The organism is Devosia sp. A369 (assembly GCF_054489345.1).
The window spans coordinates 13,353-36,926 of sequence record NZ_JBTMWV010000026.1 but is presented as its reverse complement, the minus strand read 5'-3'; the positions used below and the strand labels follow the sequence as shown (position 1 = coordinate 36,926).

The window sequence follows — 23,574 nt, the reverse complement described above, 5'->3', positions numbered from 1 at the left end:
AGCAAATATGCCGACGGGTTGCCGCTCTACCGGCAGGAAGAGATTTACGGCCGCGACGGCGTGGAACTGGACCGCTCGCTGATGGCCCAGTGGATGGGCCGGCTCGGCTTCGAGCTGGAGCCGCTGGCCCAATATGTGCTGCACACGATCAAACAGGGCGAGCGCGTCTTTGCCGACGAAACCCGGCTGCCGACCCTGGCGCCCGGCTCGGGCAAGGTCAAAACCGCCTGGCTCTGGGCCTATGCCCGGGACGACCGCCCCTTTGGCGGGTCAGGACCACCCATGGTGGCCTATCGGTTCGAGGATAGTCGGTCAGGCGACTGCGTCGCCCGGCACCTGGATGGATATCGCGGCATCCTGCAGGTCGATGGTTACGCCGCCTACACTTGGCTGAGCAAGCAGCGTGGCGCTAATGACGCCATCACCTTGGCTGGCTGCTGGGCCCACGCCCGCCGCAAGTTCTTCGACCGGCATGCGGCCGATGGCTCACCCTTCGCCGCTGCCATGCTCAAGGCCATGGTGCCCTTGTGGGCGATCGAGGATGATATCCGCGGCCATGATGCCGAACTGCGCGCCAGCATCCGGGCCGAGCGATCAAGCCCCATCGTGGCTGAGCTGTTCGCCATGCTCGAAAAGGAACTGCCACGCCTGTCGGGAAAATCCAAACTGGCCGAAGCCATCCGTTATACCCTAAGCCGCCGCGCCACGCTCGAGCGCTTCCTTGCCGATGGCCGTATCGAGATCGATTCCAACATCGTCGAACGCGCAATCAGGCCGCAGACCATTACTCGGAAGAACAGCCTGTTCGCAGGATCCGATGGCGGTGGTCGCGCCTGGGCCACCATTGCCACGCTCCTCACCACGGCGAAAATGAACGGCGTCGACCCGCACGCCTGGCTCGCTCAAACGCTCGAGCGCATCGCAGGCGGCTGGCCAAACAGCCAGATCGCCGACCTCATGCCCTGGAACTTCAGCCGGTAACGGCTCCGGCTAACCGCTTACAATCATCGATGGAACAGTCGCCGATCACGGAGGTGGCTCGTCGCTGCCGTCGTGCCTATGTATGGAACCAATCGGCTTTCAGCGAACCCGAGAGCCTCTCGCAGCTGACATATCAATACCTGTGTAGGACCATATTACCGGAAACAGGATCGGCCATAGGGCTAAGCCTTCCACGAAAATCCCGGTCGATAAAATGGCCAGAACAACCAGCATCGGATGCCAGCGCCGCACGATTGCTGACCAAGCAATAAACGCCAAAGCGGCTGCCCACAGACCAATATAGAGTGCCAAACGAGATGTGTTTCCCTCCTGGTAGCTCTGCACAACCGTCGATCGCAGCAGCACGCGCTCTACAGCGGCCATTAGCCCAACGCCACGACCGTCGATTTCAGATCCCGAAGGCACAGGCGCGATGCTGTTGAATGTCTCTATCGAATAGCCATTAGCACCTGTCGTAAATCCTTCCGCTTTAGCGAAAAGCGAAGGGATAAGCAGCCCAATAGCCAGAATGGCGACGCCTATTTTGGCTACGTAAAACGAACGCGATCTATTCCGCCAATTCCCCGCCAATAGCAGGATTACTGCTGAGAACAGAACTGTAGCCGAGCTTAACGTCGCAAAGAAAACGCCAACCACCATTCGGGGCCAAGAAAAGGGGCGCATCATAATGCCCGACACCAGGTATCCCATACTTGCTGCGACCAAAACTGTTCGCCCACTAACAAAAAGGGGCAAAAACAACACTGCCAATCGAGCCGCCATTACGACCGCGCCTTTCCAACCGCCTGCTTTCATCCGGAATGTCATCAATAGTGGCCAAAGGAACATGCAGAGCAAGAGCAATGATCCCGCGGGGCCCACCAACCTTTCGGCCGCTAGGAAAGGAGCAACACAAATGAAGCGGACAAGATGTATGACGCCCAACGGCCTCGAAATGAGCAGCCCCCAGTCCCCCGCCACTACCAGTTTCTGGATGGCAAGCACCTGAGACAAAAATCCATCACCACCACCGGAGGGAAGAAATCTGTAATCTCTCAATATCCCTATGACCAAAATCGCCGCCGTGACGGCCGCGAAAAGTAGAACTAACTTGCGTGTAGGATGACTGGTTGTCGCTGAGAAAGGCATCAGGTTCCTTCTGAAGGAATGAATTAAGCTATTGATTAAGCAGATATACAAGGGATCATCAACATGTCAGTTGATGTGAATTCGTACAGTTCATCGTCATTCATTCGCGTCCAACCCATTTCGACCGGACGGCTGACTATGTCCGCGTATCCTTGCTGAACGCTTTGCCGATGCGTTGTGGCAGAGCGATCAAGACGGACGTCGCGGCCGGAGTGCGTTGTCCATCGTCTCGGGGAGGACCGGCCGGCGGCAGATTGTGCCCGTCAGCAACGATACGCTAGGGTTGTGTGGCGCCCAAGGTTGTCGGCATCGATGACTGGGCCAGGCGCAGGAACCATCGGTACGGTTCCGTCGCCTGCGACCTGGAGCGGAGGCGGATCGCAATACTGTTGCTCGATCAGGAATTCGCCACTGTGGCGTCCCGGCTCGCCGATAATCCGGAAATCCACATCGTCTCCCGCGATCGCGGTGGCGGCCATGGCGCTGCGGCAGCAATGGCTCTGCCCAACGCAATCCAGGTTGCCGACCGCTGGCACTTAATGGAAAATGCCAGTGCTGCTTTTACCGATGCCGTGCGCAAGTCCATGCGGTCGATCCGGGCCGCAATTGGTGCCGCCACGACAATCAACCCTGACCTGCTGACCTCGATCGAAAGGCTGCAAAATGACGGCTATTTCCGGCGCGAGGAAACGAGCACGGCGATCCTCAACCTTGCCGACGAAGGTATTGCGATCAGGCAGATCGTCCGACTGACTGGCCACAATCGGAAACTCGTGCGGCAGGTCATCCGCGGTCAACCCACCGATATTCCGGGTTCGACTGAGTTCGCTGGAACCCTGGTTGGACGAGTAATGCGTTCCGGCTGGCTTCAAGATCAAGTTTCACGGTGCAGCTGCACCCTACCCGTTTTCAGCCGTTCGGATTGGGATGCTGACAGGGCAAGTTGCCTCGCTCGGGCAAGGAAATAACCCAGCGCCACGGCATATACCATGGTCTGCGGCAGGACGCCGAACATAGCATTGCTAATGCCAAGCACTGCTTGGCCAGTCAAGAGCAGAACAGCGCCAAGCACGAGGGGCCGGTCTTTGCGAACCAACGGATCCAGGAGCAGCAGAAGAGGAGCGAAAAGAAGCAGGAGCCAGGCAATAAGTCCTATGCCGCCGGCCATGACAGTGAAATTGGCCCAGTCGGCGTGCAGATTATCCAGGGCAAAAACCTCGGTCTGTTCTGAATAGATTTGTTGCGCTGTAAGCATGATTTGTCCGAAGCCGATGCCAACGACTGGAGACTCGGTGAAGACATGGATAGCAGAGGCGTAGAGCGCCGCCCTTATATCGTCACTCCCGCCCGTGAAGCGGAAAATGTCCAAAGCGGCGGAGATCCTGGTGACCCGATCATTGCCTGTGGCGATGAGATAGGCAAAGACACCTACGCCAAGAAGCAGGGCAGCGAACACGGCTAGACGGAAGAGACGGTCGCGCCAGCACCAGACGAGCAGGAAGACTACCCCGATCACGGCCATGACAAGTGCACCAGCGAGAGGGCCTCGTGAGCCGGACAGCACTGTCGTACCGAGGCCAAAGACGGGCCCCAGGAGAAATATGTAACGCCATCGCGATGCAGTGGCAACGACACCCATTAGCGCCATGCCACCCGTCATCGAAGCCAAGGAAGCGTAGTGGATCGGATTATTACCGAGCCCTACTCGACCCACATCGAGAACGAGATATGCGTAGCCGCCTCCCAAAAACGCAGTGAAGGAGGCCAGGAGGCAGAGCCAAGCCAAAATCATCGCGCTCGGCAACCATTCGATCGGCCGCGCTAGCAGACCCAGGCCAATGGTGACGAGCATCGGCAGGATGAAGACCGGAGCCATCAAGTCGGCTTGCCCGCGATAGACGAAAGGCAGGGTAGTGCAAACCAGGACAATGGCAGCGAGAATTGCCATGGATACGGGGTGGAGGAAACAGTTCCGTTCCGACCAGCCGAAAACCACCAGACTGAGTGCGCCGGCGCCAAGGGCGATATAGGCGCCGAAATAGGCCGCTTCACCTGGAAGGGCGATGCCGGCGACAAGCGCGAGGAGGAGCAGCGCTCTGGAAAAATGTCTCACGATGGCCTCTCCTTCGATACCGCCGACCTAGCGCATTCGCTAGGCAGCAACAAGCGCCGACACGCCGGCGGCCGGCAACAGTCCAGAGAAGCCGGGGCTAGAGTGTGTGCCATACGCTGATCGCGACCAGCCGCTCTAGCAGCGCTTTATTCGCTTGCCAGCGGCGCATCATTATGACTTCGAAAATCCCCTCGCCACGCCACTTTTCCAACTGCCGGGAAGGCAGAGGTCACGTTTGGGACGGGTTTGGGGACCAAACACCGTACCAAGAGGGGCAAAACCGTCTTGCGCCCTACAAAGAAAAACATTAGATATCAGCAGCTTAAAGCATTTCACCAAACAGCAAAAAAGGCTCTTTTTGCACTCCGAAGGCGGAAGCCACAGGTTCGAATCCTGCCGGGTGCCAAAACGTCCCAACCACATCAGACCAAAACCGCCAACCAGGACTTTGCTCTGTAAGCGCGTCAGCTCAGATCGCTGCCAGAATCCGCATTTTCTGGGCGGCCGGCCAGACGCGGATAAGGCACCGCAACTTGGTCGGTCGCGATGCCGACGGCTCCCTAGTCTTGCAATGCTAGCCAGCGGGCGGGCCAGCGCATAGCATGGCTAATTCCCGCCAGCGCCCGCACTCAGCTCAATGAAACAGCTGCGCGGGTACGGTTACGAGTTGCGGGAACAGGATCATCAGGAACATCAGGACGAACTGGGCCAGCATGAAGGGCAACACGCCGATGGTGACCTCATCCATCTTTACCCTGCCGACGCCGGCCACCGTGTTGAGCACAACACCCACTGGTGGCGTGATCAGGCCGATGGCGCAGTTGATCATGAACATCACGCCAAAATAGACCGGGTCAATCCCCGCCATCTTGACGAGCGGCATGAGTACCGGCGTCAGGATGAGGATGGTCGGCGTCAGGTCGAGCGCCGTGCCGACAACCATCACCAGCGCCATGATCGCCGCCATCAGCAGGATGGGATTGTCTTTCAGCGGGCTGAGCAGCGCGACCACTTCCTGCGGAATATTGGCGACGGTGATCAGCCACGCGCTGACCGCCGCGGCCGCCACCAGCAACATGACGACGGCGCTGGTCCGAACGGCGTCGACAAAGGCCTTGTACAGCACCGCCAAAGTCATCTCGCGATAGATAACGGTCGAGACGAACAGCGCGTAAACCGCAGCCACGACGCCGGCTTCGGTCGGGGTGAAGACGCCCATCCTGAGGCCGACAATGATGATGATCGGCAGCACCAGCGCGAAGCTGGCCTGGCGTAGCGCCAGCAGGAAGTCCCCCTTGGACCGCTTGGCAAGCGGCGCGACAGGGCTCTTCCGCTCGAGCCACCACCAGGTGACCAGCAGGGCGCCGGCCAGCATCAGGCCGGGGAAAATACCGGCGAAAAACAACTTGGAGATCGACACATTGGCGGCCACGCCGAAAATGATGAAGCCGATGCTGGGCGGGATGACCGGCGCGATAATGCTGGCCGATGCGATCAGGCCGGCCGAACGCGGTCGATCATGACCGGCAGCAACCATCATCGGCAGCAACAATGCTGTCAGCATGGCCGCATCGGCGACGGCGGACCCGGACAAGGCCGCCATGAGGCAAGCGGCAATGATGGTGACATAGCCCAGGCCACCGCGCACATGGCCAATCATGACCAGGGCAAGATTGACCAGGCGCTTGGACAGGCCGCCGACATTCATGATTTCGCCGGCGAGCATAAAGAATGGCACGGCCAGCAATGGGTAGCTGTCGGCGCCGTGAATGACGTTTTCAGCAATGATCTGTGCGTCGAACATGTCGAGATGCCACATCAGGGCGGCGCCCGAGACCAGCAGGGCGAAAGAAATCGGCACACCGATGGCCATGGCGCCGAGCAGCGCGCCGACAAACACGAGAATGGTCATCGCAAATCCTCCGATTCCTTGATGGCGACGAGATCGGCTTCATCGGCCCGCCCGGTCAGCACCCGGTAGAGGTCGTTGAGCAGGATCGCGGCGGCCGAGACACTGAACACCACGCCCGACAGATAGAACCAGGCGACCGGCAGGCCGCTGGAGGGGGCCGAGACATGCCAATTCATTCGGGTTTGTTCGAGGGCGCCGCTGAACATCAGCCAACAGACCCACAGCATCAGGCTGTAGGCTATGACGAAGCACAGCTTCTTTCCGGTCACGCCCAGGCGCCCGACCAGCATATCGGTGCCCAGGTGGGCATGCTCGCGCAGGGCAAAGGTGGCCCCCAGGAACGTCACCCAGACAAACAGCCAGCGGGCAATTTCTTCGGCCACCACAATGCCGGAATTGAACGCGTAGCGCAGGACGACATTGCCGAACACCAGTCCGACCATGACCACAAGGCAGGCCACGGCGATCGCCTGCAGCCCCTTGCAGTAGAATTCGAGAAGCTTGTTCACGCCACTTTCTCCGTAGGTGAAACCGGGATGGCCGAGCCTATGCCTGCGAGACGCGACCGAAAGCCCGTCTCAATCCAGCTCAAAGGTCCGTCGGGGTGATGCTATGGCAGAGCCGGTGCAATGAGGAAGCATGGCCTGGTGCGGCGCCGGCCTGGCGCAGGATCGGCTCTGCCAGATCATTGGCCGCGACCGAACGCAAGATGTCCGGATCATAGCCCGAAACCAGCACGATCCAGTCGGCTGCCGCATCGCCTCCCCTGATCTGCTGCTCACGCGTGGCGGCAGCATCGGGCGTTTGTGTTTGCAGCAAATGTGCACCGGTCAGGCCTGGCCTTTCGGGCAGCCGGCGCAACTGGCCGTCCAAAACGGTTTCCAGGCGCCCTGCCCGGCCCGGCTCCGGCGACAGCCGGATGGTCAGCATGAAGCCCGCCACGCCGCTGCCACTGCTCGATATGGTTCGGCACTGGCTCCGCACCATGTTACGATGATGCGGCATCATCGTCACCGACCAGGGGGTCGGATCATTCAGCCGCTCCAGATAATGCGGGGAGGTCAGGGTATCGTACGAGGCCAACTCATACATGACGAAGAAACCATCATCATGATCCAGGCTCTTCCAGCGCGAACCGCGCTGGAAGCCGGGGATACGCATTCTCTCGGGAAAATGCTCGTGAGAGTGCCAGTCCTGAAACTCCGCTCGATGAGCGGCGCTCACATCCCACCACATTGCGACAGAGGCATCGCCAAGAAGAGTCATTGCCGATCACTGACCCTTACGGAGATTTGCCAGTTCGGCCTCGACCTGACCCATAATGTCGGCACCGGCCTCGGCCGCGAACTTCTCGACCACCGGTTTGACATGCTCGCGCAGGCGGGCAATCTCGTCAGGCGCAAGCTCATTGACTTCCATCGTGGCCTGCAGCTCGCCGATAGCCGCTTCGTCCTGTTGCTGGACGATCTGGCGTTCATATACCTTGGCCTCTTCTGCGGCCTCGGCGATGAGTTGCTGCTCGTCGGCAGACAGGGCGTCCCAGGTCTTTTGGCTCATGAGGAACGGCATGCCGGTATAGATGTGCCGCGTGATCGAGAGGTATTTCTGCACCTCGGCGAACTTGGCGGAGGTGATCACCGCGAGCGGATTGTCCTGACCGTCAATCGCGTGGGATTCGAGGGCGCTATAGACTTCACCAAAGGTCATCGGCACCGGATTGGCGCCGAGCGCGGTGAACAGATCGATATAGATCGGCGAGGCGATGACGCGCAGCTTGAGGCCCGCCAGATCCTCCAGGCGCGTAATCGGACGCTTGCTGTTGGTCATGTTGCGGAAGCCGAGATCCCAGATGCCCAGCCCATGAATGCCGTCGCTGGCCAGTGATGCCAGCAGCGCGCTGCCGACCGGCCCATCGCTGAGCGTGTAGGCTTCCAGCGAATTGTTGAACAGGAATGGCAGGTCGAAGACCATGAATTCGCTGTTGATGCCGGCGAGCAGGCCGGTCGCCATCGAGGTGAAGTCCAGCGTGCCGCCGCGGATCGCCGACAGGTTCTGCTGATCACTGCCCAGGACCGCATTGGGATAGAACGAGACGGTGATTTTGCCGTCGCTTTTTTCACCGACGAGATCGGCGAATTTCTGCCCGGCGACGCTGAGCGGATGGTCCGCTGCAAGGCTGACGGCAAATCTGAGGGTGCGCTCCTGGATATCCTGAGCGTGGGCACCAAAGGCAGTGGCGGCAAGGGCAACGCCCATCAGGCAGCCCAAGGCACGTCGGGTCATCTTCATCATCATTTCTCCTCCCAAGTTCGTGATGGCCCGATGGAGATATCCAACAAAATGCGCGATTGCAATTATTTTTTATGACGTTCAATTTTTGAAAGACATACCGATTTTGAACCAACTTGCATTCTGCCGATAAACGACGTAGCAAATCCGGGAAGAGGGACGATATGAGCGGCGCAATCGAAAAGACTTTGGCGATACTGGAATATTTGTCGGCACGCCCTGAAGGCGCGCCGCTCGCCAGTATTGCGACCGATCTCAATCAGCTGAGAAGCGGGTGCCACCGCACACTGGTCGAGCTGATCGGTTACGGCTATGTGCGCCAGATGCAGCGCGGCGAATATGGCCTGACCACCAAGCTGCCCTCGATGGGGCTGAGCTATTTGAGCAAGTCGGGTGTCGTGGACATCGCCCAACCCTTGCTGCGGCGCCTGGCCGATACAACCGAAGAATTGGTGCGGCTGGCGATCGTTGACGGGGCCAGACTCACCCTCGTGGCCAAGGCTCAGGGCGCCAAATCCGGTCTGCTCTACGATCCCGACATGGGCATCGATCTGCGCCTGTCCTGCAGCGCGGCCGGCCATGCCTGGCTGATGACCTTGTCCGAGGAAGAGGCCATCGAAGCCGTGTCCCGTCAGGGCTTCGGCACCCCCGAGCATTTCGGCCCCGAAGCGCCGACCACCATCAAGCAATTGCTGAAAATGCTGGATGTCCATCGGCGACGTGGCTTCAGCCTGATCCGCGATGTTTACGCCCCCGGGATGAGTTCGATGGCCGCGCCGGTGAGACGACGAGGCGAGAAGGCCACGGCCGTCATAGTGGTCGCGGGTCCCTCTCTGCGGCTGACCGAGGAACGCATGCTGGGCCTGGGTGCTGACCTGCTCAACACGGCGGGCGAACTCGCCCTGGTCGGCAATGCCTCCCCGCTGCTTGCGCCGAGCAACCTTGGCACCTGGGGCAATCGCACGGCGTAAAGCCAAAAAGACAACCGGGCTACAGGTGGCCAATGGCGGCCACCTGTAGACGCAGTTCGGCTCAGACGTCGAAAAACACCGTTTCCTTGTCGCCCTGCAGGTGGATGTCGAGCACGTAGCGCGGCACGATGCCGGCTTCCTTGCGGGCGATCAGGGTGGCGCGGCGGCGGGGGTCGGGGATTTTGTTGAGCACGAAGTCGCCGGCGTTGGCGTCGGCTTCGTCCTCGAAATAAAGCCTAGTCTGCAACCCGATATTGATGCCGCGCGCCACGATCCACAGCGCCAGATGCGGCGCCATCAGTCTGCCATCGGGGCCAGGCACCGGGCCGGGCTTGATGGTCTCGAAGGCAAAAACACCTTCGCCATTGGTCGGCTGGCGACCCCAGCCGGTGAAGGCGGGCGCGCTGTTGGAGTTGGGAGCCATTGGCGCGACATAGGAGCCGGTGCTATCGGCCTGCCAGCATTCCACCACCGCGTCAGCCACCATGGCGCCGCTGCCGTCAATGATGCGGCCGGAGACGATGATGCGCTCGCCCACAGTCTCGGGCGTCAGCATGGTGATGCCGGGATCGGTCGGGTAGATGCCCTTGATCTCGGCGAAATTGGGCGTCAGCCCGATATGGACATAGGGACCAGCCGTCTGCGACGGGGTCTCTTTCAGGGTGGGAACGGGGTGAAGCATCAGTTCCCCTCCAGCTTGTTTTCAAACATGGTCGAGCGGCGGCCGCGCAACACGATATCGAAGCGATAGGCCAGCGCATCCATCGGCGTGGTGTTGTGCCGGTCGAGCCGGGCAATCAACTGGTCGATGGCCGCCTTGTCGGCGATCGAGCCGACAATCGGGCACTGCCAGATCATCGGATCGCCCTCGAAATACATCTGGGTGATCAGCCGTTGCGCAAAGGCATGGCCGAACACCGAGAAGTGGATATGGGCGGGGCGCCAGTCATTGCCCCGATTAGGCCAGGGATAGGCGCCCGGCTTGACGGTGCGGAAGCTGTAAAAGCCGTTCTCGTCGGTGATGGCGCGGCCGCAACCGCCGAAATTGGGGTCGAGCGGGGCCAGATAGGCCTCGCGCTTGTGGCGATAGCGACCGCCGGCATTGGCCTGCCAGAATTCGACCAGCGTATTGGGCACTGCCCGCGCATTCTCGTCCAGCACCTGGCCGTAGACGATCATGCGCTGGCCGATGGCCTCGCTGCCGTCCTGGCTGAAATTGCGGATCAGATCATTGTCGAGCGGGTTGAGGCTGGAATGCCCAAAGGTCGGACCGGTCAGCTCTGACGCGGTGCCCGGCAGCGACAGCAGCGCATGCTTGGGCGCGCGTAAGGTTGAACTTTTATAGCCGGGCGTATCGGCCGGGGGATGCCAGGCGCGGTCGCGCGGATACAGCACCCCGTCGGCGCCGGGCAAAATGATACCGCTCATCGCGATGCCTCCAGTTTGGCCAGTTCGTCCTTGGCAATGCGGAACGCCCGATTGGCCGCGGGCACCCCGGCATAGACCGCTACATGCAGCAGCGCTTCCTTGATGTCGTCGGGCGAAGCCCCGGTATTGACCGTGGCCCGCACATGCATGGCCACCTCCTCGTCGTGGCCTAGCGCCGCCAGCAGCGCAATGGTCAGCATCGAGCGCTCGCGCTTGGTCAGCCCCGGTCGCGACCATACCGAACCCCAGGCGCCTTCGGTGATAAAGTTCTGGAAATCCTCGTCGAAGGTCGTGCTGCGCGCCAGCGCGGCGTCAACATGGGGACTGCCCAATACGGAGCGGCGGGTCGCCATGCCCTCGTCGAAACGGGAAGTGTCAGACATGGCCGACCTCCTGGAAAAAACGCATCATGCTGGCTGCCAATATTTCGGGTTGTTCAATGGATGGAAGATGGCCGCAGCCGGTGATGATCTCAAAGCGCGCGCCGGGAATGCGCTCCGCCGCGTCTCGAACCAGCTCCGGCGGCGTCGACAGATCCGCGTCGCCCACCACCACCAAGGTCGGCGTGGCGATGGCGCCAATGGAATCGCGCAGATCGGCGTCGCGCAGCGACGCACAGGTGCCGGCATAGCCGTCCACCGGCAGGCGCAAAAACATGTTGCGCCAACCGGCGAGGTCGTCCGCCCGGTTTTGGCGGTAGGCGTCGGTGAACCAGCGCGGCATTACCGCATCGACCAGGGCTGCCATGCCGCCAGCGCGCACTGCGGCGATGCGGGCGTTCCACATGGCGGCGTCGCCCACTTTTGGCGCGGTATCGCACAGCACCAGCGCGCTCAGGCGCTCGGGATGGCGCAGGGCAAATCCCTGGGCGATCAACCCGCCCACCGACACGCCGGCTAGCGCCAGCCGGTCGAGCCCGAGATGATCCAGCAGGCCGGCCAGATCATTGACATGATCGTCGAGGGCGTAGTCTCCCGTCGGCGCATCGCTCAGCCCATGGCCGCGCTTGTCATAGGACAGGATGTGATAGCGCTCGGCCAGCAGCGCGATGACGCCGTCCCAGATGCGCGCATCGGTGCCCAGCGAATTGGCCAGTGCCAGCACGGGGGCACCGGCCCGCCCCTGCAGCCGATAATGCAGCACCACATTGTTGATCTGCGCAAACATCATGTCTCCCCTTCGGGGAGCAGTTAAAGGCCGTGACGTAGCGCATGTAAAATGATTAGTTCAGCTCGAACTATAACCCCTCGACTATGGATCAAGCGACGCCTTCGGCCTGTTCCCGGCCCGATCGGCCGAAAAACATAACCGGAGCCCATTGGATGGCCAGAAGCAGTATCGACCCGCGCATCAAGCTGCGACACCTCAATGGCTTCCTCGAAGTGGTCCGGCTCAAAAGCGTGGTCCGGGCCGCCGAAGCGCTGCATATCAGCCAGCCGGCGATGTCCAAGACCATTCAGGAACTCGAAGAGCTGCTGGGCAAGCCGTTATTTGACCGCAGCCGGCGCAAGCTGTTCCTGACGCCGTTTGGCGAAGTGTTTTACCGCTATGCCAGCACCAGTCTGGCCGCCTTGCGCCAGGGCATCGACGCGGCAAGCGACGCGGCCGGCGCGACCATGCTCAAGATCGGCGCGCTGCCCACCGTGTCGGCGCGGGTGCTGCCCAGCGCCGTCTCGGCCTTCACCGCCGAGGGCGAGAATGTGCGCACCAGCATCATTACCGGGCCGAATAATTACCTGCTGTCGCTGCTGCGCACCGGCGATGTCGATCTGGTCATCGGCCGCATGACCGAGCCGGACGCCATGCTCGGGCTGTCCTTCGAGCATCTTTATTCCGAACGCGTGGTGATGGTGGTGCGCACTGGCCATCCGCTGCTGGCCGAAAGCCAGTTCAACCTGCGCATGATCGAGGCCTATCAGACGCTGATGCCGACCTCGGATTCGGTGATCCGCCGCTCGGTCGACGGCATGCTGTTTGCCAATGGCGTGACCAATCTGCGCGATGAGGTCGAAACCGTGTCCAACGCCTTCGGCCGTTCCTATGTGCGCCAGACCGATGCGGTGTGGATCATTTCCGAGGGCGTGGTGGCGCAGGACGTGCTGGATGGGCAATTGGCGCTGCTGCCCTTCTCGGCCTCGGAAACCACCGGCCCGGTGGGCCTGACCTCGCGCATCGATACCACCCCGAGCCTGGCCTGCAGCCGCTTCATGCAGACCGTGCGCGATGTCGTCGCCAATATGGCTTGATCAGGGCCAGGCGGCGTAGGAGCCGTCGGCGCCGGCCTGCTGCCGGAGCATTTGCTGACGATAGCGGCCCGGTGAAATGCCCCTCTGCCGGGCGAAGAAGCGGTTGAAATAGCCGGCATCGCGAAAGCCCAGGGCGTCGGCGATTTCGCGCACCTGCAATGGCGAGCGCTGCAGCAGGTTTTCCGCATCGTCCAGCAGCCGATGATGCACCAGTTGCAGCGGGCTCTGCCCGGTGGCCCGGCGAATGGCGGTGGTCAGTCGATCGGTCGTGACGCCCATCGTGCGGGCATAGTCCTCGACCCGCCATTGCGCCCGCGCATTCAGCTCTACCAGTTGCAAAAAGCTCTGTACCAGATGGCGCGGCGAGGATTGCGGACGCACCACGGCATCGCCGCCCAGCCGCCAGAAGGCGATCAGCACCAGGCAGAGCCGGATGATGATCGCCTCGCGCGTGCCGGGCAGATCCTGCATGGTTTCGCGCCGCATCTCTTCGAGATCGCGCACCGTCGCGCGCGCCGCCGCCGGCTCAATCCGCACGCCCAGCAGCGGCCGGTCGATGGCCTGGCGCAATGGGCCGGCGATGGAGCTGGCCGGCACCACCCGGCCCAGCGCCGCATCGGATACCGCCATCATCGCCCCGCGCGCCCCGGCATCGAGCCGCACCCGCGCCACGCTGCCGCTGGGCAGCCAGATGACGCAGGGCCCTTCCACCGCGTGACTGCTCCCGGCCAGCAGCAAAGCGCCCCGGCCCGAGGCCAGCACGAAGCCATGCCCGCCCAGCCGCAATTTGCTGGCGGAAAAATCCCATTCGCTCACCGTCAGCGCCCCGGCGATGTCTTCTACCTCGACATCCTGTACCAGCCCCGACATCGGCATCCGCACCGCGCCAACCATGCCACCCCTCCAAATTGCCGTCAAAAGTACATTTCTCTTTCTGTAATGTCCATTTTAACCCGATCAGCCTCGGCCTACCGTCAAGGCAGGGTCGGAACCGGCAGCATCAGGACCAACAAGGTCAGCGCCGGAACCGGGAACTCGGGAGCGCCCGCCATGACGGGCATGGGAGGAAACATGACCAATCTGAGCCGTAGAACCGTCTTGCAGGGCATGGGCGTCGGCGCCATGGCCACCGCCTTGGCCGGCCTGCCGGTTTTCGCGCAGGATCGCAGCGCCATCCGCATCGGCTATGCCATTTCCAAGACCGGCGCCAATGCCGCCGGCGCCGGCATCTCCACCACGCCGAACTATCTGCTGTGGGTCGATGACGTGAACAAGGCTGGCGGCATCAAGCTGAGCAAGCTCGGCGTCACCCTGCCATTGGAAGTCACCGAATATGACGACCGCTCGGCCGCCGAGGAAACCGTGCGCGCCATCGAGCGCCTCGCCACGCAGGACAATGTCGATCTGATCCTGCCGACCTGGGGCACCGGCGCCAATCTGGCATCCGGCCCGACCTTTGATCGCTTCGGCTATCCGCAGCTGGGCGCCACCGCCGTCACTGACATGGCGCCCGATCTGGCCAAGCGCTGGAAGCACAGCTTCTGGTTGCTCGGCGGCGGCCACGACTATGCCAATGCGCTGGTGCAATTGCTGGTCAAGCAGCGCGAGGCCGGCACCATCAACAACAAGGTTGCCATCGCTTCGGTTGCCGATGGCTTTGGCATCGACCTGTCCAAGGCCGCAACGCCGGCCTTCACCGAAGCCGGGTTCGAGCTGGTCTATGACAAGACCTATCCGCTCGGCACCTCCGACTTCGCCCCGATCATTAATGACGTTGCCGGGCTCGGCGTCGACACCTTCGTCGCCTTCTCCTATCCGCCCGATACGTTTGCTTTGACCCAGCAATCGGTGGTCGCCAATTTCAGCCCAAAAGTGTTCTATCTCGGCGTCGGCACCGCCTTCCCGATCTATCCGGGCATTGCCGGGCCGAACCACAATGGCGTGATGGGCGTCGGCGGCATCGACCCCGACAGCGAAGCCCTCGCCGCCTATTTCGAGCGCCACACCGCGCTCAACGGCCAGGCCCCCGATAGCTGGGCCAGCGCCATCACCTATGCCAGCCTCGAAATGCTGCACCAGGCCATCGAGCGGGTCGGCGATATCGACCGCGAAGCCATCACCGCCGAACTGTCGACCGGCGAATTCGACACCATCATCGGCAAGGTGAAACTGGTCGACAACCAGTTGCGCAGACTCTGGACCGTCGGCCAGTGGCAGGACGGCAAATTTGTCGGCCTCGCCCACACCGAACGCGACGGCAGCCGCGATCCCGTGGTGCCCAAGCCAGCCTGGGTGCCTGCGGCTTAGGACGAATCGAGTGGAGTGGCCGCCACCTCTCCCCTGAGGGGAGAGGTCGACCCGAAGGGTCGGGTGAGGGGTTCAGCGTCCGGCATGGGCACCATCCCCTTCACTGGCACTGAACCCCTCACCCCACCCTCTCCCCTCAGGGGAGAGGGAGCCCACGCTCAGCGGGACCGATGGAACCGCCCCCTCACCCCAGCCCTCTCCCCCAAAGGGAGAGGGAGCCATATTGTGCTTATCCACCATCGGAGCGCCCATGCTGCTCAGCGCCATTCTCACCGGCCTCGTCCTCGGGGGCACCTATGCCCTCGTCGCCATGGGCCTGACGCTGCAATATGGCGTCGCGCGCATCATGAACCTGGCCTATGGCGACATCATCATCGCCGCCAGCTTTGCCGCCTTCGTGCTGTTCAGCGCGCTGGGCATCAATCCGCTCATCGGCATGCTGCTGATCATCCCGCTCGGCTTTGCGCTGAACTGGCTGATCTATGCCGTGATGCTGCAACCGCTGGCCCGCCGTTCGCGCGACCGGGGGCGGCTGGAAGGCGACTCGATCCTCGCCACCTTTGGCCTGCTTTTTGTCGCCGCCAATCGGCTACTGGCGCTGGTGCTGGCCATCGTCTTCGGCCTCGGGCTGTTCCTGCTGCTGACCCGCACCCGCTTCGGCACCGTCATTCGCGCCGTCGCCGCCAATCCGGCGTCGGCGCCGCTGGTCGGCATCAATGTCGATAGCGTCGCCCGCTTTGCCTTCGCCATGGGCGGCGCGCTGGCCGCGGCCGGCGGGGTCGTGGTGTCGATGTATCTGACCTTCTCGGCCACCATGGGCGTGGTCTTCACCATGAAGGCGCTGATCGTGGTGATCATGGGCGGCGTCGGCAATCTGCTGGGCGCGCTGGTGGCCGGGCTGATCCTCGGCCTCGTCGAAACGCTGGTCTCCAGCTTCATCGATCCGGGGCTGACGCTGGCCGCGACCTATCTGATTTTTCTTGCCGTGCTGGTGGTCAGGCCGCAGGGCCTGTTCGGCAAGGCCACGTCATGAAGTTCCTCCTCGCCCTTATCGCCCTGGCGGCGCTGGCTTTCGTCCCGGCTTTGGTCGGCCCCTACCCGCTTGGGTTGATGATCGGCATTCTGGGCTATGGCATTCTGGCCACCGCTTGGGCGCTGTTCTCCGGGCCCACCCGCTATATCTCTCTGGCCACCGTCGCCTTTTTCGGCCTCGGCGCCTACACCGTCGCGGTGCTCAGCGAAACGCTGCCCTACCCTTTGGTGCTGCTGGTCGCTGCTGGGATCGGCCTCATCGTAGCGCTGCTGGTGGGCCTCGCCACTCTGCGCCTGGCCGGCATCTATTTCGTCATTTTCACCTTCGGGCTGACCGAGCTGGTGCGCCAGTTGGTGACCTATTACGAGGTCAACGTCACCCGCACTTTGGGCCGCTACGTCTTCCTGCCCTTCGGGCCCGAACACATCTACTGGCAGCTGCTGGCGCTGCTCGCCCTTACCCTCGCCATCGCCTGGTGGGTGCGCCAATCCAAGATCGGCCTGGCGCTGCGCGTCATCGGCGACGATCCGGTGGTGGCCAGCCATCTCGGCATCCGCATCACCAGCGCCAAGCTAACGCTATTTTCCATCAGCGCCGTGCTGATGACCCTGGCCGGCGCCATTCAAGCGCCCCGCTGGACCTATATCGAGCCGTCCATCGTGTTCAATCCGACCACCTCTTTCCTCGTCGTCATCATGGCGCTGCTTGGCGGACCCAATCGCCTGTTCGGGCCGCTGCTGGGGGCGATCCCGCTGTTCCTGCTGTTTGAATGGCTCTCAGCCAATTTCCCCAACCACTATTCCATCATTCTGGGCCTGCTGTTCATCGCCATCGTCTTCGTACTGCCCAATGGCGTGCTGGCGGCGTTTGATAGTCTGCGCTCCCGGTTCTCCGGCAAGGAGGCCAGCGCATGAGCCTGCTCAGCCTCAACGCCGTCACCAAGCGCTTCGGTGGCCTCACCGCCGTCAACGGCCTGTCCTTCGACCTCGCAGCGGGCGAAACCGTCGGCCTGCTCGGCCCCAATGGCTCAGGCAAGACCACGGCGCTCAACATGATCTCGGGTTACTTGCCCCTGAGCGAAGGCAGCATCGCGCTCGCCGGCCACAGCATCAGCACACTCGGCCCCGAGCGCATCGCCCATCGCGGCGTCGCCCGCACGTTTCAGCTGGTGCGCGCTTTGCCCTCGCTGACGGTCGGCGAAAACGTGCTGGCGGCGCTGGCCTTCCGCAAGGCCCCGCTCTGGGGCAAGGAGGCCGAGCCACAAATTGAGGCTCTGCTGGCCGAAGTGGGTCTGGCCGGTCGCGCCGCCCAGCCCGCCGATAGCCTGACCTATATCGACCTCAAGCGCATGGAGCTGGCCCGGGCGCTGGCCAGCGATCCGCAATTGCTGCTGCTCGATGAATGGCTGGCCGGGCTCAACCCCACCGAATTGCGCGCCGGCATCGACCTGATCACGTCGCTGCGCCAGCGCGGCATCACCATCCTGCTGGTGGAGCACGTCATGGACGCCGTCCGAGCGCTGTGCAGCCGCTGCATCGTCATGAATACCGGCACAAAAATCGCCGATGGCCCGACCGCCGACGTGCTCTCCCACGCCGAAGTGATCCGCGCCTATCTGGAGGACGAGCATGCTTGAAGTTGGTCCCCTCTCGCTACATTACGGCAAGCATCTGGCGCTGAACGGCGTCTCGCTCAGCGTGGCCAATGGCGAAACCGTCGTCGTGCTGGGCGCCAATGGCGCCGGCAAATCCAGCCTGCTCAAAGCTATTGCCGGACTGGTCCGCCCTGCCCCCGGCGCCACTATCGCGCTGGAGGGCAAAAATCTGCTCGGTCGCCCGGCGCATGCTTTTCTTGAGCAGGGCATCGCCCTAGTCCCCGAAGGCCGTGGCATCTTTGGCGATTTGACCGTGGCAGAAAATCTCGAGCTGGGCGCCTATACGCGCCACGCCCGCCCGCATGAGGTCCGGCAACGCGCGCTGGTGCTGGAGCTGTTTCCGCGCCTCGGCGAACGCCAGCAGCAAATCGCCCGCACCATGTCGGGCGGCGAACAGCAGATGCTGGCCATCGGCCGCGCGCTGATGAGCTGCCCGCGCCTGCTGATGCTGGACGAGCCGAGTCTCGGCCTCGCGCCCATCGTCACCACTGAACTCTTCGCCGCCCTCGCCCGCATTCAGCAGACCGGCATCGCCCTGCTGGTGGTAGAACAAAACGTCAAGGCGAGCCTGGGCATCGCGCAGCGCGGCTATCTCATGGAAGCCGGCCGCATCACCGGCTCCGGCACCGCCGACGCCCTGCGCAGCGACCCAGCCGTGCAGCAGGCATTTCTGGGAGCGGCCGCGTGATGCAGCGCCCCAACCACACAGTTTCAACAGGAGTTTCCGCATGACCGATCTCGGCCTGCTCATCAACAACCAGGAATCCGAAGCCAGCGGCGGCGGCACCTTCGAGCGCAACAATCCCGTCACCGGCGAACTCGCCACCCGCGCCGCTGCCGCCACGGTGGACGACGCGCTGCGCGCTGCCGACGCCGCCGCCACCGCCTTTCCGGGCTGGTCGGCCACCGCCCCGGCGGCCCGCCGCAAAATCCTGCTGGCCGCCGCTGACCGGCTACAGGCCCGCACCGATGATTTCATCGCCGCCATGGGCGCCGAAACCGGCGCCACTGCCGGCTGGGCCGGTTTCAACGTCATGCTGGCTGCCGAAATGCTGCGCGAAGCGGCCTCGCTGACCACCCAGATCACCGGCGAAATCATCCCCGCCAACCGCCCCGGCTCCACCGCCTATGGCGTGCGGCAGGCTGCCGGCGTCGTGCTTTCGATCGCGCCGTGGAATGCCCCGGTGATCCTGGGCGTCCGCTCGCTGGCGACTCCGCTCGCCTGCGGCAACACCGTGGTGTTCAAATCCAGCGAAATCTGCCCGCGCACCCATCGCCTGATCGCCGATGTGCTGCTGGATGCAGGCCTGCCGCCCGGCGTGCTCAATGTGGTGTCCAATGCCCCCGAAGACGCGCCCGAACTGGTCGAGGCGCTGATCGCCCATAAGGCGGTGCGCCGGGTCAATTTCACCGGTTCGACCCGCGTCGGCCGTCACATCGCCGAACTCGCTGCCCGCAACCTCAAGCCGGCTTTGCTGGAACTCGGCGGCAAGGCCCCGCTGGTGGTGCTGGACGATGCCGATCTGGAGCAGGCCGTTGCGGCGGCGGCGTTTGGCGCCTTCATGAACCAGGGCCAGATCTGCATGTCGACCGAGCGCATCGTCATCGATGACAAAATCGCCGATGCATTTGTCGACGCCCTCGCCGCCAAGGCCACCTCGCTCAAGGCCGGCGACCCGCGCGCCGGCAATACACCGCTCGGGTGCCTGGTCGATCTCGGCGCCGCCCAGCGCATCGACGCACTGATCAAGGACGCCGTGGCCAAAGGCGCGCGCATCGTCGCCGGCGGCGGCATTGATGGCACCATCATGCAGGCCACCGTCATCGATGGCGTCACCCCCGGCATGAAGCTCTATCGCGACGAATCCTTCGGCCCGCTGGTGGCGGTCATCCGCGTTGGCAGCGTCGACGAAGCCGTGCGGGTCGCCAATGACACCGAATATGGCCTGTCGGCCGCGGTGTTCGGCCGCGACGTCAATCGCGCCATGGCGGTGGCCAACCGCATTGAATCGGGCATTTGCCACATCAATGGCCCCACCGTGCATGACGAGGCGCAAATGCCGTTTGGTGGCGTCAAAGCCTCCGGCTATGGCCGCTTTGGCGGCCGCGCCGGCATTGCCGAATTCACCGATCTGCGCTGGATCACCGTGCAGGATGGCCCGATCCACTACCCGATCTAGCGCATTGGCATGCTGGCCGGGGCGAGGCTGCGCTTCTGCGCCGCGATGCGGAACGGGGCGTTGACCGCGCCATAGCCGCGATAGGCGTCGCGCTGCACGATCTCGAAGAAGAAGCCTTCGCCGACATTGGCGGAATAGAGCTGGAAAAACCCGCCGTCGGCATCCCGATCATAAAGGATGTTGGCGGCGCGCAGCTGTTCCAGCAGGGCCGTATCGAGGCCGAGCCGCGCCTGCAGATCGTCATAATAATTCGGCGAAATCTCCAGCGTCGTCAGGCCGTTTTGCCGCAAGGCAGCCGCCGTGGCGAAAATATCGTCGCTGGCAAAGGCCAGATGCTGGATGCTGGAGCCAAAGGTTTCAGCGATGAAGCGCCCGGCCAGGGTGCGGTGACTTTCAGCACCGTTGAGCGTCAGCCGTAGCGTGCCTTCGGCATTTTCGATCACCTGACTGCGTACCAGCCCCGAGGGATCGACCACATCGACCATCGGGCTTTTCTCCGCGATGAAGATCGACCGATAAAACAGAATCCAGGTCAGCATTTCTTCGTAATTCATGGTCTGGGCGACGTGATCGACCCGCCTCAGCCCCGCATCCAGCGATGGCGTCGGATCGTCCACCGCGGCGAATTCGATATCCCAGACCCGGTCGAGTTCACTCTTGCCGTCGAGGAAATAAATCACCCCGCCACCAATGCCGCGAATGGCCGGAATCGCCAGCAGGTCAGGCCCGACGCGCTGGCTGAACAATTGCGCGCCCAGCGCCTGCGCCCGCTCGACGGTGGCCGCCGCGTCGTCCACCTGCAGCCCCAGCGCATAAGCCGAGGTGCCATGGGTGAGATAGGCCGAATGGGCCAGCCCCTCGCGCTCGGTATTGATGACGATATTGATCTCGCCCTGGGTGAAGCGCTCCACTGCCTTGCTGCGGTGCCGCCCGGTCAGGCGAAAGCCGAGCTGGCGCAGGATCTTGGCCATGGCCTGTGCCTCGGCCTCGTCAGCGGCGAATTCGACAAAGGCCACGCCATGCACCGCCACCCGCGGCGGCAACGCCGGCACCTTGATGGCGATATCGGGCTCGGCCAGCCGCACCTGATCCATCAGATAGACCAGCGAGCGATGCCCATCCGCCGCGATGGTGCGGGGCGAGCCGGAGCGGAACTGATCGTTGAAGATTTCCAGCGAAATCGGTCCGTTGTAACCAGTGGCGGCCACCGCGCGCATAAAATCGGTCACCGGCAGATCGCCCTCGCCGGGCATATTGCGGAAATGTCGGCTCCAATAGAGCAGGTCCATATCGAGCAGCGGCGCATCGGCCAGCTGCACAATGAAAATCTTGTCGCCGGGAATGGCGCGGATGGAATTGGGGTCGATGCCACGCGACAGCGTGTGAAAACTGTCGAGAATGATGCCGATATTGGCGTGGTCGGCGCGGCGGACGATTTCCCAGGCATCGCGGTGATCATTGACATGGCGGCCCCAGGCCAGCGCCTCATAGCCGACGCGCAAATTGCGCCGCGCGGCAATTTCGCCGAGCTGGCGCAGATCCTCGGCGGCCCGGTCAATGCCGCCCAGCGCCAGCGGCGACACGCTGGAACAGATCAGCATCAGCTCGGTGCCCAGCTCGCCCATCAGGTCGAATTTGCGCTCCGCCCGCTCAAATGCCTGCCGCCGCTGCGGCTCGGGCAGGCCCTCGAAATCGCGGAACGGCTGGAACAGGGTGATGGTCAGCCCGAGATCGGCGACCATGGCTGCGACCTCGCGCGGCGAGCGGTCATAGGCGAGGAAGTCGTTCTCGAAAATCTCGACGCCATCAAAGCCGGCCGCCGCAATGGCCTCCAGCTTTTCCCGCAAATCGCCACTGATCGACACGGTCGCAATCGAGGTCTGCACAGCCATCCTCCCCATTTGGTCGCAGCGTACGAACTAGTTCGTACATTTGCAAGATGGGGCAGATGGTCGGTGGCGGGGTGGTGGGCGGGCGCTGGGACCTGGCCGCGATATGGCCAAGCGCACCGAACCTCATTCCCCTTGATGGGTTGGTTCACGCCAGCATCCAAAAACGCGGTGTCATCCCGGCCTTGAGCCGGGATCCATCCTGAGATGGATGTGACGGCGAGATCGGGGGTGGGGTGAGTTCAGGAGATTGCCGGCCCCCACGGCGCGGGTTGTTCAAGTTGGACGGCTGCATCGGCGTGCTTGGCCCCACCCCACCCTCAATCCCTCCCCATCAAGGGGAGGGAGGCGCAGGTTACGATGGCTGTGTTCATCGTCTCCCTCCCCTTGTGGGGAGGGATCAAGGGTGGGGGTGCCGCGGGCACGGTGTTCGCGCAGAGATGCCCCTACTTGAGCGAAAGCCGCAATTGAGATCAGGTTTGTTGGTGCATCTCAGGATGGATCCCGGCGCAGGGCCGGGATGACATCGTGTTCTGGGAGGGCCTGCTGCCCGCCAAAGCCCCTACTCCACCGCCCCGTCGCTATCCTCGTCAAAGCCGTTATTGACCAGCTCGACAATGGCTTCCAGCGCTTCGCGCGCCTGCTTGCCGCTGGCCTGCACCAGGATCGTGCTGCCCGGGCCGGCGCCCAGCATCATCAGCCCCATGATGGAATCGCCGCCCACCGAGGTGCCGTCCTTGATCACCTGGATACTGGCGTCAAAACACTCAGCGGTGCGCACGAAGCGGGCCGAGGCGCGGGCATGCAGGCCCTTGCGGTTGACGATGGTGAGCTGCTGGGCGACCGCGCGGTCGCCTGCCGGCGCGCCGTCCACTAGCCGGCCCCAAGAATGGAATTGGCGACGGTGATATATTTGCGGCCCGCTTCCTGGGCCAGATTCACCGCATCCTTGATACCGACATCGCTGCGCACCCGGCCAAGCTTGACCAACATGGGCAGGTTCAGCCCGGCAATGACTTCAACGTCGCGATTCTGCATCACCGAAATGGCCAGATTGGAGGGCGTGCCGCCGAACATGTCGGTGAGGATGATCACGCCGGCGCCGTCATCGGCGCGGTCGACCGCCGCCAGAATATCGTTGCGCCGCTCTTCCATATTGTCATCGGGGCCGATGGCGATCGTTTCGCAGAACTCCTGCGGGCCGACGACATGCTCAAAGGCCGACTTGAATTCATTGGCAAGCGCGCCGTGCGTCACCAGAACCAGACCAATCATGCACATTCCCCAGCCTGCCGTACCGCGACGGCGACGCAGCGCCCACGGCATTGCAGTAATTTCTGTTCGTCACCAGCAACATGCTGCCGGCGCAAATATAGCCCATGGGCCTGAACCGATGCCAGTCTCGGCTCGGTTGCCCATTGA

Annotated in this window: 23 protein-coding genes and 1 pseudogene; 10 read left to right on the top strand and 14 right to left on the bottom strand. The window is 62.8% G+C overall.

Annotated elements, in window-relative coordinates:
- A partial coding sequence (gene tnpC / locus ACX3OZ_RS18940; protein ID WP_459105200.1) for an IS66 family transposase occupies positions 1 to 981 on the top strand: 981 nt, incomplete at its 5' end.
- Positions 982 to 1,080: 99 nt separating this feature from the next.
- Here tnpC and ACX3OZ_RS18935 read toward each other — a convergent pair.
- The gene (locus tag ACX3OZ_RS18935; RefSeq protein ID WP_459105199.1) at positions 1,081 to 2,130 is read right to left on the bottom strand and encodes a hypothetical protein; all 1,050 of its coding nucleotides are present in this window, start codon (positions 2,128 to 2,130) and stop codon (positions 1,081 to 1,083) included.
- Positions 2,131 to 2,275: 145 nt separating this feature from the next.
- Between ACX3OZ_RS18935 and ACX3OZ_RS18930 the strand changes: the two are divergent.
- Positions 2,276 to 2,979, top strand: a pseudogene (locus ACX3OZ_RS18930) (transposase); the annotation flags it as partial.
- 25 nt (positions 2,980 to 3,004) lie between these two features.
- Here ACX3OZ_RS18930 and ACX3OZ_RS18925 read toward each other — a convergent pair.
- The 5 genes from ACX3OZ_RS18925 to ACX3OZ_RS18905 form a co-directional block, all read right to left on the bottom strand.
- Positions 3,005 to 4,243, bottom strand: a complete 1,239-nt coding sequence (locus ACX3OZ_RS18925; protein WP_459105198.1) for an O-antigen ligase family protein — start codon at positions 4,241 to 4,243, stop codon at positions 3,005 to 3,007.
- 634 nt (positions 4,244 to 4,877) lie between these two features.
- On the bottom strand, positions 4,878 to 6,155 hold the full coding sequence (locus ACX3OZ_RS18920) for a TRAP transporter large permease (RefSeq protein ID WP_459094527.1): 1,278 nt from the start codon (positions 6,153 to 6,155) through the stop codon (positions 4,878 to 4,880).
- Positions 6,152 to 6,664 carry a TRAP transporter small permease gene (locus ACX3OZ_RS18915; protein WP_459094526.1) on the bottom strand — a complete coding sequence of 171 codons (513 nt, stop codon included), beginning with the start codon at positions 6,662 to 6,664 and terminating at the stop codon, positions 6,152 to 6,154. Before ACX3OZ_RS18915 ends, ACX3OZ_RS18920 begins: the two co-directional genes overlap by 4 nt.
- A gap of 79 nt (positions 6,665 to 6,743) precedes the next feature.
- Positions 6,744 to 7,421, bottom strand: coding sequence for a hypothetical protein (locus ACX3OZ_RS18910; RefSeq protein WP_459094525.1), 678 nt, complete (start codon positions 7,419 to 7,421; stop codon positions 6,744 to 6,746).
- 6 nt (positions 7,422 to 7,427) lie between these two features.
- Positions 7,428 to 8,444 carry a TRAP transporter substrate-binding protein gene (locus ACX3OZ_RS18905; RefSeq protein ID WP_459094524.1) on the bottom strand — a complete coding sequence of 339 codons (1,017 nt, stop codon included), beginning with the start codon at positions 8,442 to 8,444 and terminating at the stop codon, positions 7,428 to 7,430.
- A gap of 164 nt (positions 8,445 to 8,608) precedes the next feature.
- Here ACX3OZ_RS18905 and ACX3OZ_RS18900 point away from each other — a divergent pair, with 164 nt between their 5' ends.
- The gene (locus tag ACX3OZ_RS18900) at positions 8,609 to 9,415 is read left to right on the top strand and encodes an IclR family transcriptional regulator (protein ID WP_459094523.1); all 807 of its coding nucleotides are present in this window, start codon (positions 8,609 to 8,611) and stop codon (positions 9,413 to 9,415) included.
- 61 nt (positions 9,416 to 9,476) lie between these two features.
- Here ACX3OZ_RS18900 and pcaG read toward each other — a convergent pair whose 3' ends face one another.
- From pcaG to pcaD, 4 genes are read right to left on the bottom strand one after another with little or no spacing between them, the layout of a single operon-like run.
- A complete protein-coding gene (gene pcaG / locus ACX3OZ_RS18895) occupies positions 9,477 to 10,097 on the bottom strand; it encodes a protocatechuate 3,4-dioxygenase subunit alpha (protein WP_459094522.1) in 621 nt (206 codons plus the stop codon).
- A complete protein-coding gene (pcaH, locus tag ACX3OZ_RS18890) occupies positions 10,097 to 10,843 on the bottom strand; it encodes a protocatechuate 3,4-dioxygenase subunit beta (RefSeq protein WP_459094521.1) in 747 nt (248 codons plus the stop codon). Before pcaH ends, pcaG begins: the two co-directional genes overlap by 1 nt.
- On the bottom strand, positions 10,840 to 11,226 hold the full coding sequence (pcaC, locus tag ACX3OZ_RS18885; protein WP_459094520.1) for a 4-carboxymuconolactone decarboxylase: 387 nt from the start codon (positions 11,224 to 11,226) through the stop codon (positions 10,840 to 10,842). Before pcaC ends, pcaH begins: the two co-directional genes overlap by 4 nt.
- Entirely contained in the window at positions 11,219 to 12,013 is a 795-nt protein-coding gene (pcaD, locus tag ACX3OZ_RS18880) for a 3-oxoadipate enol-lactonase (protein ID WP_459105197.1), read from the bottom strand. The genes pcaC and pcaD overlap by 8 nt, the downstream gene beginning before the upstream one ends.
- 152 nt (positions 12,014 to 12,165) lie before the next feature.
- Between pcaD and pcaQ the strand changes: the two genes are divergently transcribed.
- Positions 12,166 to 13,089, top strand: a complete 924-nt coding sequence (gene pcaQ / locus ACX3OZ_RS18875; RefSeq protein WP_459094518.1) for a pca operon transcription factor PcaQ — start codon at positions 12,166 to 12,168, stop codon at positions 13,087 to 13,089.
- On the opposite strand, the gene ACX3OZ_RS18870 is transcribed toward pcaQ, so the two are convergent.
- The gene (locus ACX3OZ_RS18870; protein ID WP_459105196.1) at positions 13,090 to 13,983 is read right to left on the bottom strand and encodes an AraC family transcriptional regulator; all 894 of its coding nucleotides are present in this window, start codon (positions 13,981 to 13,983) and stop codon (positions 13,090 to 13,092) included. It lies immediately after the preceding gene.
- 177 nt (positions 13,984 to 14,160) lie between these two features.
- Between ACX3OZ_RS18870 and ACX3OZ_RS18865 the strand changes: the two genes are divergently transcribed.
- The 6 genes from ACX3OZ_RS18865 (at position 14,161) to ACX3OZ_RS18840 (ending at position 20,263) form a co-directional block, all read left to right on the top strand.
- Positions 14,161 to 15,396, top strand: a complete 1,236-nt coding sequence (locus ACX3OZ_RS18865) for an amino acid ABC transporter substrate-binding protein (protein ID WP_459105195.1) — start codon at positions 14,161 to 14,163, stop codon at positions 15,394 to 15,396.
- Between the two features lie 250 nt (positions 15,397 to 15,646).
- Complete coding sequence (locus ACX3OZ_RS18860) at positions 15,647 to 16,429, top strand: branched-chain amino acid ABC transporter permease (protein ID WP_459105194.1); 783 nt, start codon at positions 15,647 to 15,649, stop codon at positions 16,427 to 16,429.
- Positions 16,426 to 17,343 (top strand): branched-chain amino acid ABC transporter permease, encoded by a 918-nt coding sequence (locus tag ACX3OZ_RS18855; RefSeq protein WP_459094514.1) that lies wholly within the window; start codon positions 16,426 to 16,428, stop codon positions 17,341 to 17,343. The genes ACX3OZ_RS18860 and ACX3OZ_RS18855 overlap by 4 nt, the downstream gene beginning before the upstream one ends.
- The gene (locus ACX3OZ_RS18850; RefSeq protein WP_459105193.1) at positions 17,340 to 18,065 is read left to right on the top strand and encodes an ABC transporter ATP-binding protein; all 726 of its coding nucleotides are present in this window, start codon (positions 17,340 to 17,342) and stop codon (positions 18,063 to 18,065) included. The genes ACX3OZ_RS18855 and ACX3OZ_RS18850 overlap by 4 nt, the downstream gene beginning before the upstream one ends.
- Positions 18,058 to 18,771 carry an ABC transporter ATP-binding protein gene (locus tag ACX3OZ_RS18845; protein WP_459094512.1) on the top strand — a complete coding sequence of 238 codons (714 nt, stop codon included), beginning with the start codon at positions 18,058 to 18,060 and terminating at the stop codon, positions 18,769 to 18,771. The genes ACX3OZ_RS18850 and ACX3OZ_RS18845 overlap by 8 nt, the downstream gene beginning before the upstream one ends.
- Before the next feature lie 40 nt (positions 18,772 to 18,811).
- Entirely contained in the window at positions 18,812 to 20,263 is a 1,452-nt protein-coding gene (locus ACX3OZ_RS18840; RefSeq protein WP_459094511.1) for an aldehyde dehydrogenase, read from the top strand.
- Here ACX3OZ_RS18840 and ACX3OZ_RS18835 read toward each other — a convergent pair.
- The 3 genes from ACX3OZ_RS18835 to ACX3OZ_RS18825 all read right to left on the bottom strand — a co-directional run bounded on the left by ACX3OZ_RS18835 (position 20,260) and on the right by ACX3OZ_RS18825 (position 23,427).
- Complete coding sequence (locus tag ACX3OZ_RS18835; RefSeq protein ID WP_459105192.1) at positions 20,260 to 22,149, bottom strand: bifunctional sugar phosphate isomerase/epimerase/4-hydroxyphenylpyruvate dioxygenase family protein; 1,890 nt, start codon at positions 22,147 to 22,149, stop codon at positions 20,260 to 20,262. The genes ACX3OZ_RS18840 and ACX3OZ_RS18835 overlap by 4 nt on opposite strands.
- A gap of 565 nt (positions 22,150 to 22,714) precedes the next feature.
- Complete coding sequence (locus tag ACX3OZ_RS18830; RefSeq protein WP_459094509.1) at positions 22,715 to 23,026, bottom strand: HPr family phosphocarrier protein; 312 nt, start codon at positions 23,024 to 23,026, stop codon at positions 22,715 to 22,717.
- Complete coding sequence (locus ACX3OZ_RS18825; protein WP_459094508.1) at positions 23,026 to 23,427, bottom strand: PTS sugar transporter subunit IIA; 402 nt, start codon at positions 23,425 to 23,427, stop codon at positions 23,026 to 23,028. The genes ACX3OZ_RS18830 and ACX3OZ_RS18825 overlap by 1 nt, the downstream gene beginning before the upstream one ends.
- Positions 23,428 to 23,574 lie beyond the last annotated feature (147 nt).

What these genes read in the sequence shown, in the direction of transcription:
- ACX3OZ_RS18850 (WP_459105193.1), top strand. Translation starts at nt 17,340, where the DNA reads ATGAGCCTGCTCAGCCTCAACGCCGTCACCAAGCGCTTCGGTGGCCTC.
- ACX3OZ_RS18920 (WP_459094527.1), bottom strand. Translation starts at nt 6,155, where the DNA reads ATGACCATTCTCGTGTTTGTCGGCGCGCTGCTCGGCGCCATGGCCATC.
- ACX3OZ_RS18905 (WP_459094524.1), bottom strand. Translation starts at nt 8,444, where the DNA reads ATGAAGATGACCCGACGTGCCTTGGGCTGCCTGATGGGCGTTGCCCTT.
- ACX3OZ_RS18935 (WP_459105199.1), bottom strand. Translation starts at nt 2,130, where the DNA reads ATGCCTTTCTCAGCGACAACCAGTCATCCTACACGCAAGTTAGTTCTA.
- ACX3OZ_RS18910 (WP_459094525.1), bottom strand. Translation starts at nt 7,421, where the DNA reads ATGACTCTTCTTGGCGATGCCTCTGTCGCAATGTGGTGGGATGTGAGC.
- pcaH (WP_459094521.1), bottom strand. Translation starts at nt 10,843, where the DNA reads ATGAGCGGTATCATTTTGCCCGGCGCCGACGGGGTGCTGTATCCGCGC.
- ACX3OZ_RS18900 (WP_459094523.1), top strand. Translation starts at nt 8,609, where the DNA reads ATGAGCGGCGCAATCGAAAAGACTTTGGCGATACTGGAATATTTGTCG.
- pcaD (WP_459105197.1), bottom strand. Translation starts at nt 12,013, where the DNA reads ATGATGTTTGCGCAGATCAACAATGTGGTGCTGCATTATCGGCTGCAG.
- ACX3OZ_RS18840 (WP_459094511.1), top strand. Translation starts at nt 18,812, where the DNA reads ATGACCGATCTCGGCCTGCTCATCAACAACCAGGAATCCGAAGCCAGC.
- ACX3OZ_RS18865 (WP_459105195.1), top strand. Translation starts at nt 14,161, where the DNA reads ATGACCAATCTGAGCCGTAGAACCGTCTTGCAGGGCATGGGCGTCGGC.
- ACX3OZ_RS18845 (WP_459094512.1), top strand. Translation starts at nt 18,058, where the DNA reads ATGCTTGAAGTTGGTCCCCTCTCGCTACATTACGGCAAGCATCTGGCG.
- ACX3OZ_RS18870 (WP_459105196.1), bottom strand. Translation starts at nt 13,983, where the DNA reads ATGGTTGGCGCGGTGCGGATGCCGATGTCGGGGCTGGTACAGGATGTC.
- pcaG (WP_459094522.1), bottom strand. Translation starts at nt 10,097, where the DNA reads ATGCTTCACCCCGTTCCCACCCTGAAAGAGACCCCGTCGCAGACGGCT.
- ACX3OZ_RS18825 (WP_459094508.1), bottom strand. Translation starts at nt 23,427, where the DNA reads ATGATTGGTCTGGTTCTGGTGACGCACGGCGCGCTTGCCAATGAATTC.
- pcaC (WP_459094520.1), bottom strand. Translation starts at nt 11,226, where the DNA reads ATGTCTGACACTTCCCGTTTCGACGAGGGCATGGCGACCCGCCGCTCC.
- ACX3OZ_RS18860 (WP_459105194.1), top strand. Translation starts at nt 15,647, where the DNA reads ATGCTGCTCAGCGCCATTCTCACCGGCCTCGTCCTCGGGGGCACCTAT.
- pcaQ (WP_459094518.1), top strand. Translation starts at nt 12,166, where the DNA reads ATGGCCAGAAGCAGTATCGACCCGCGCATCAAGCTGCGACACCTCAAT.
- ACX3OZ_RS18855 (WP_459094514.1), top strand. Translation starts at nt 16,426, where the DNA reads ATGAAGTTCCTCCTCGCCCTTATCGCCCTGGCGGCGCTGGCTTTCGTC.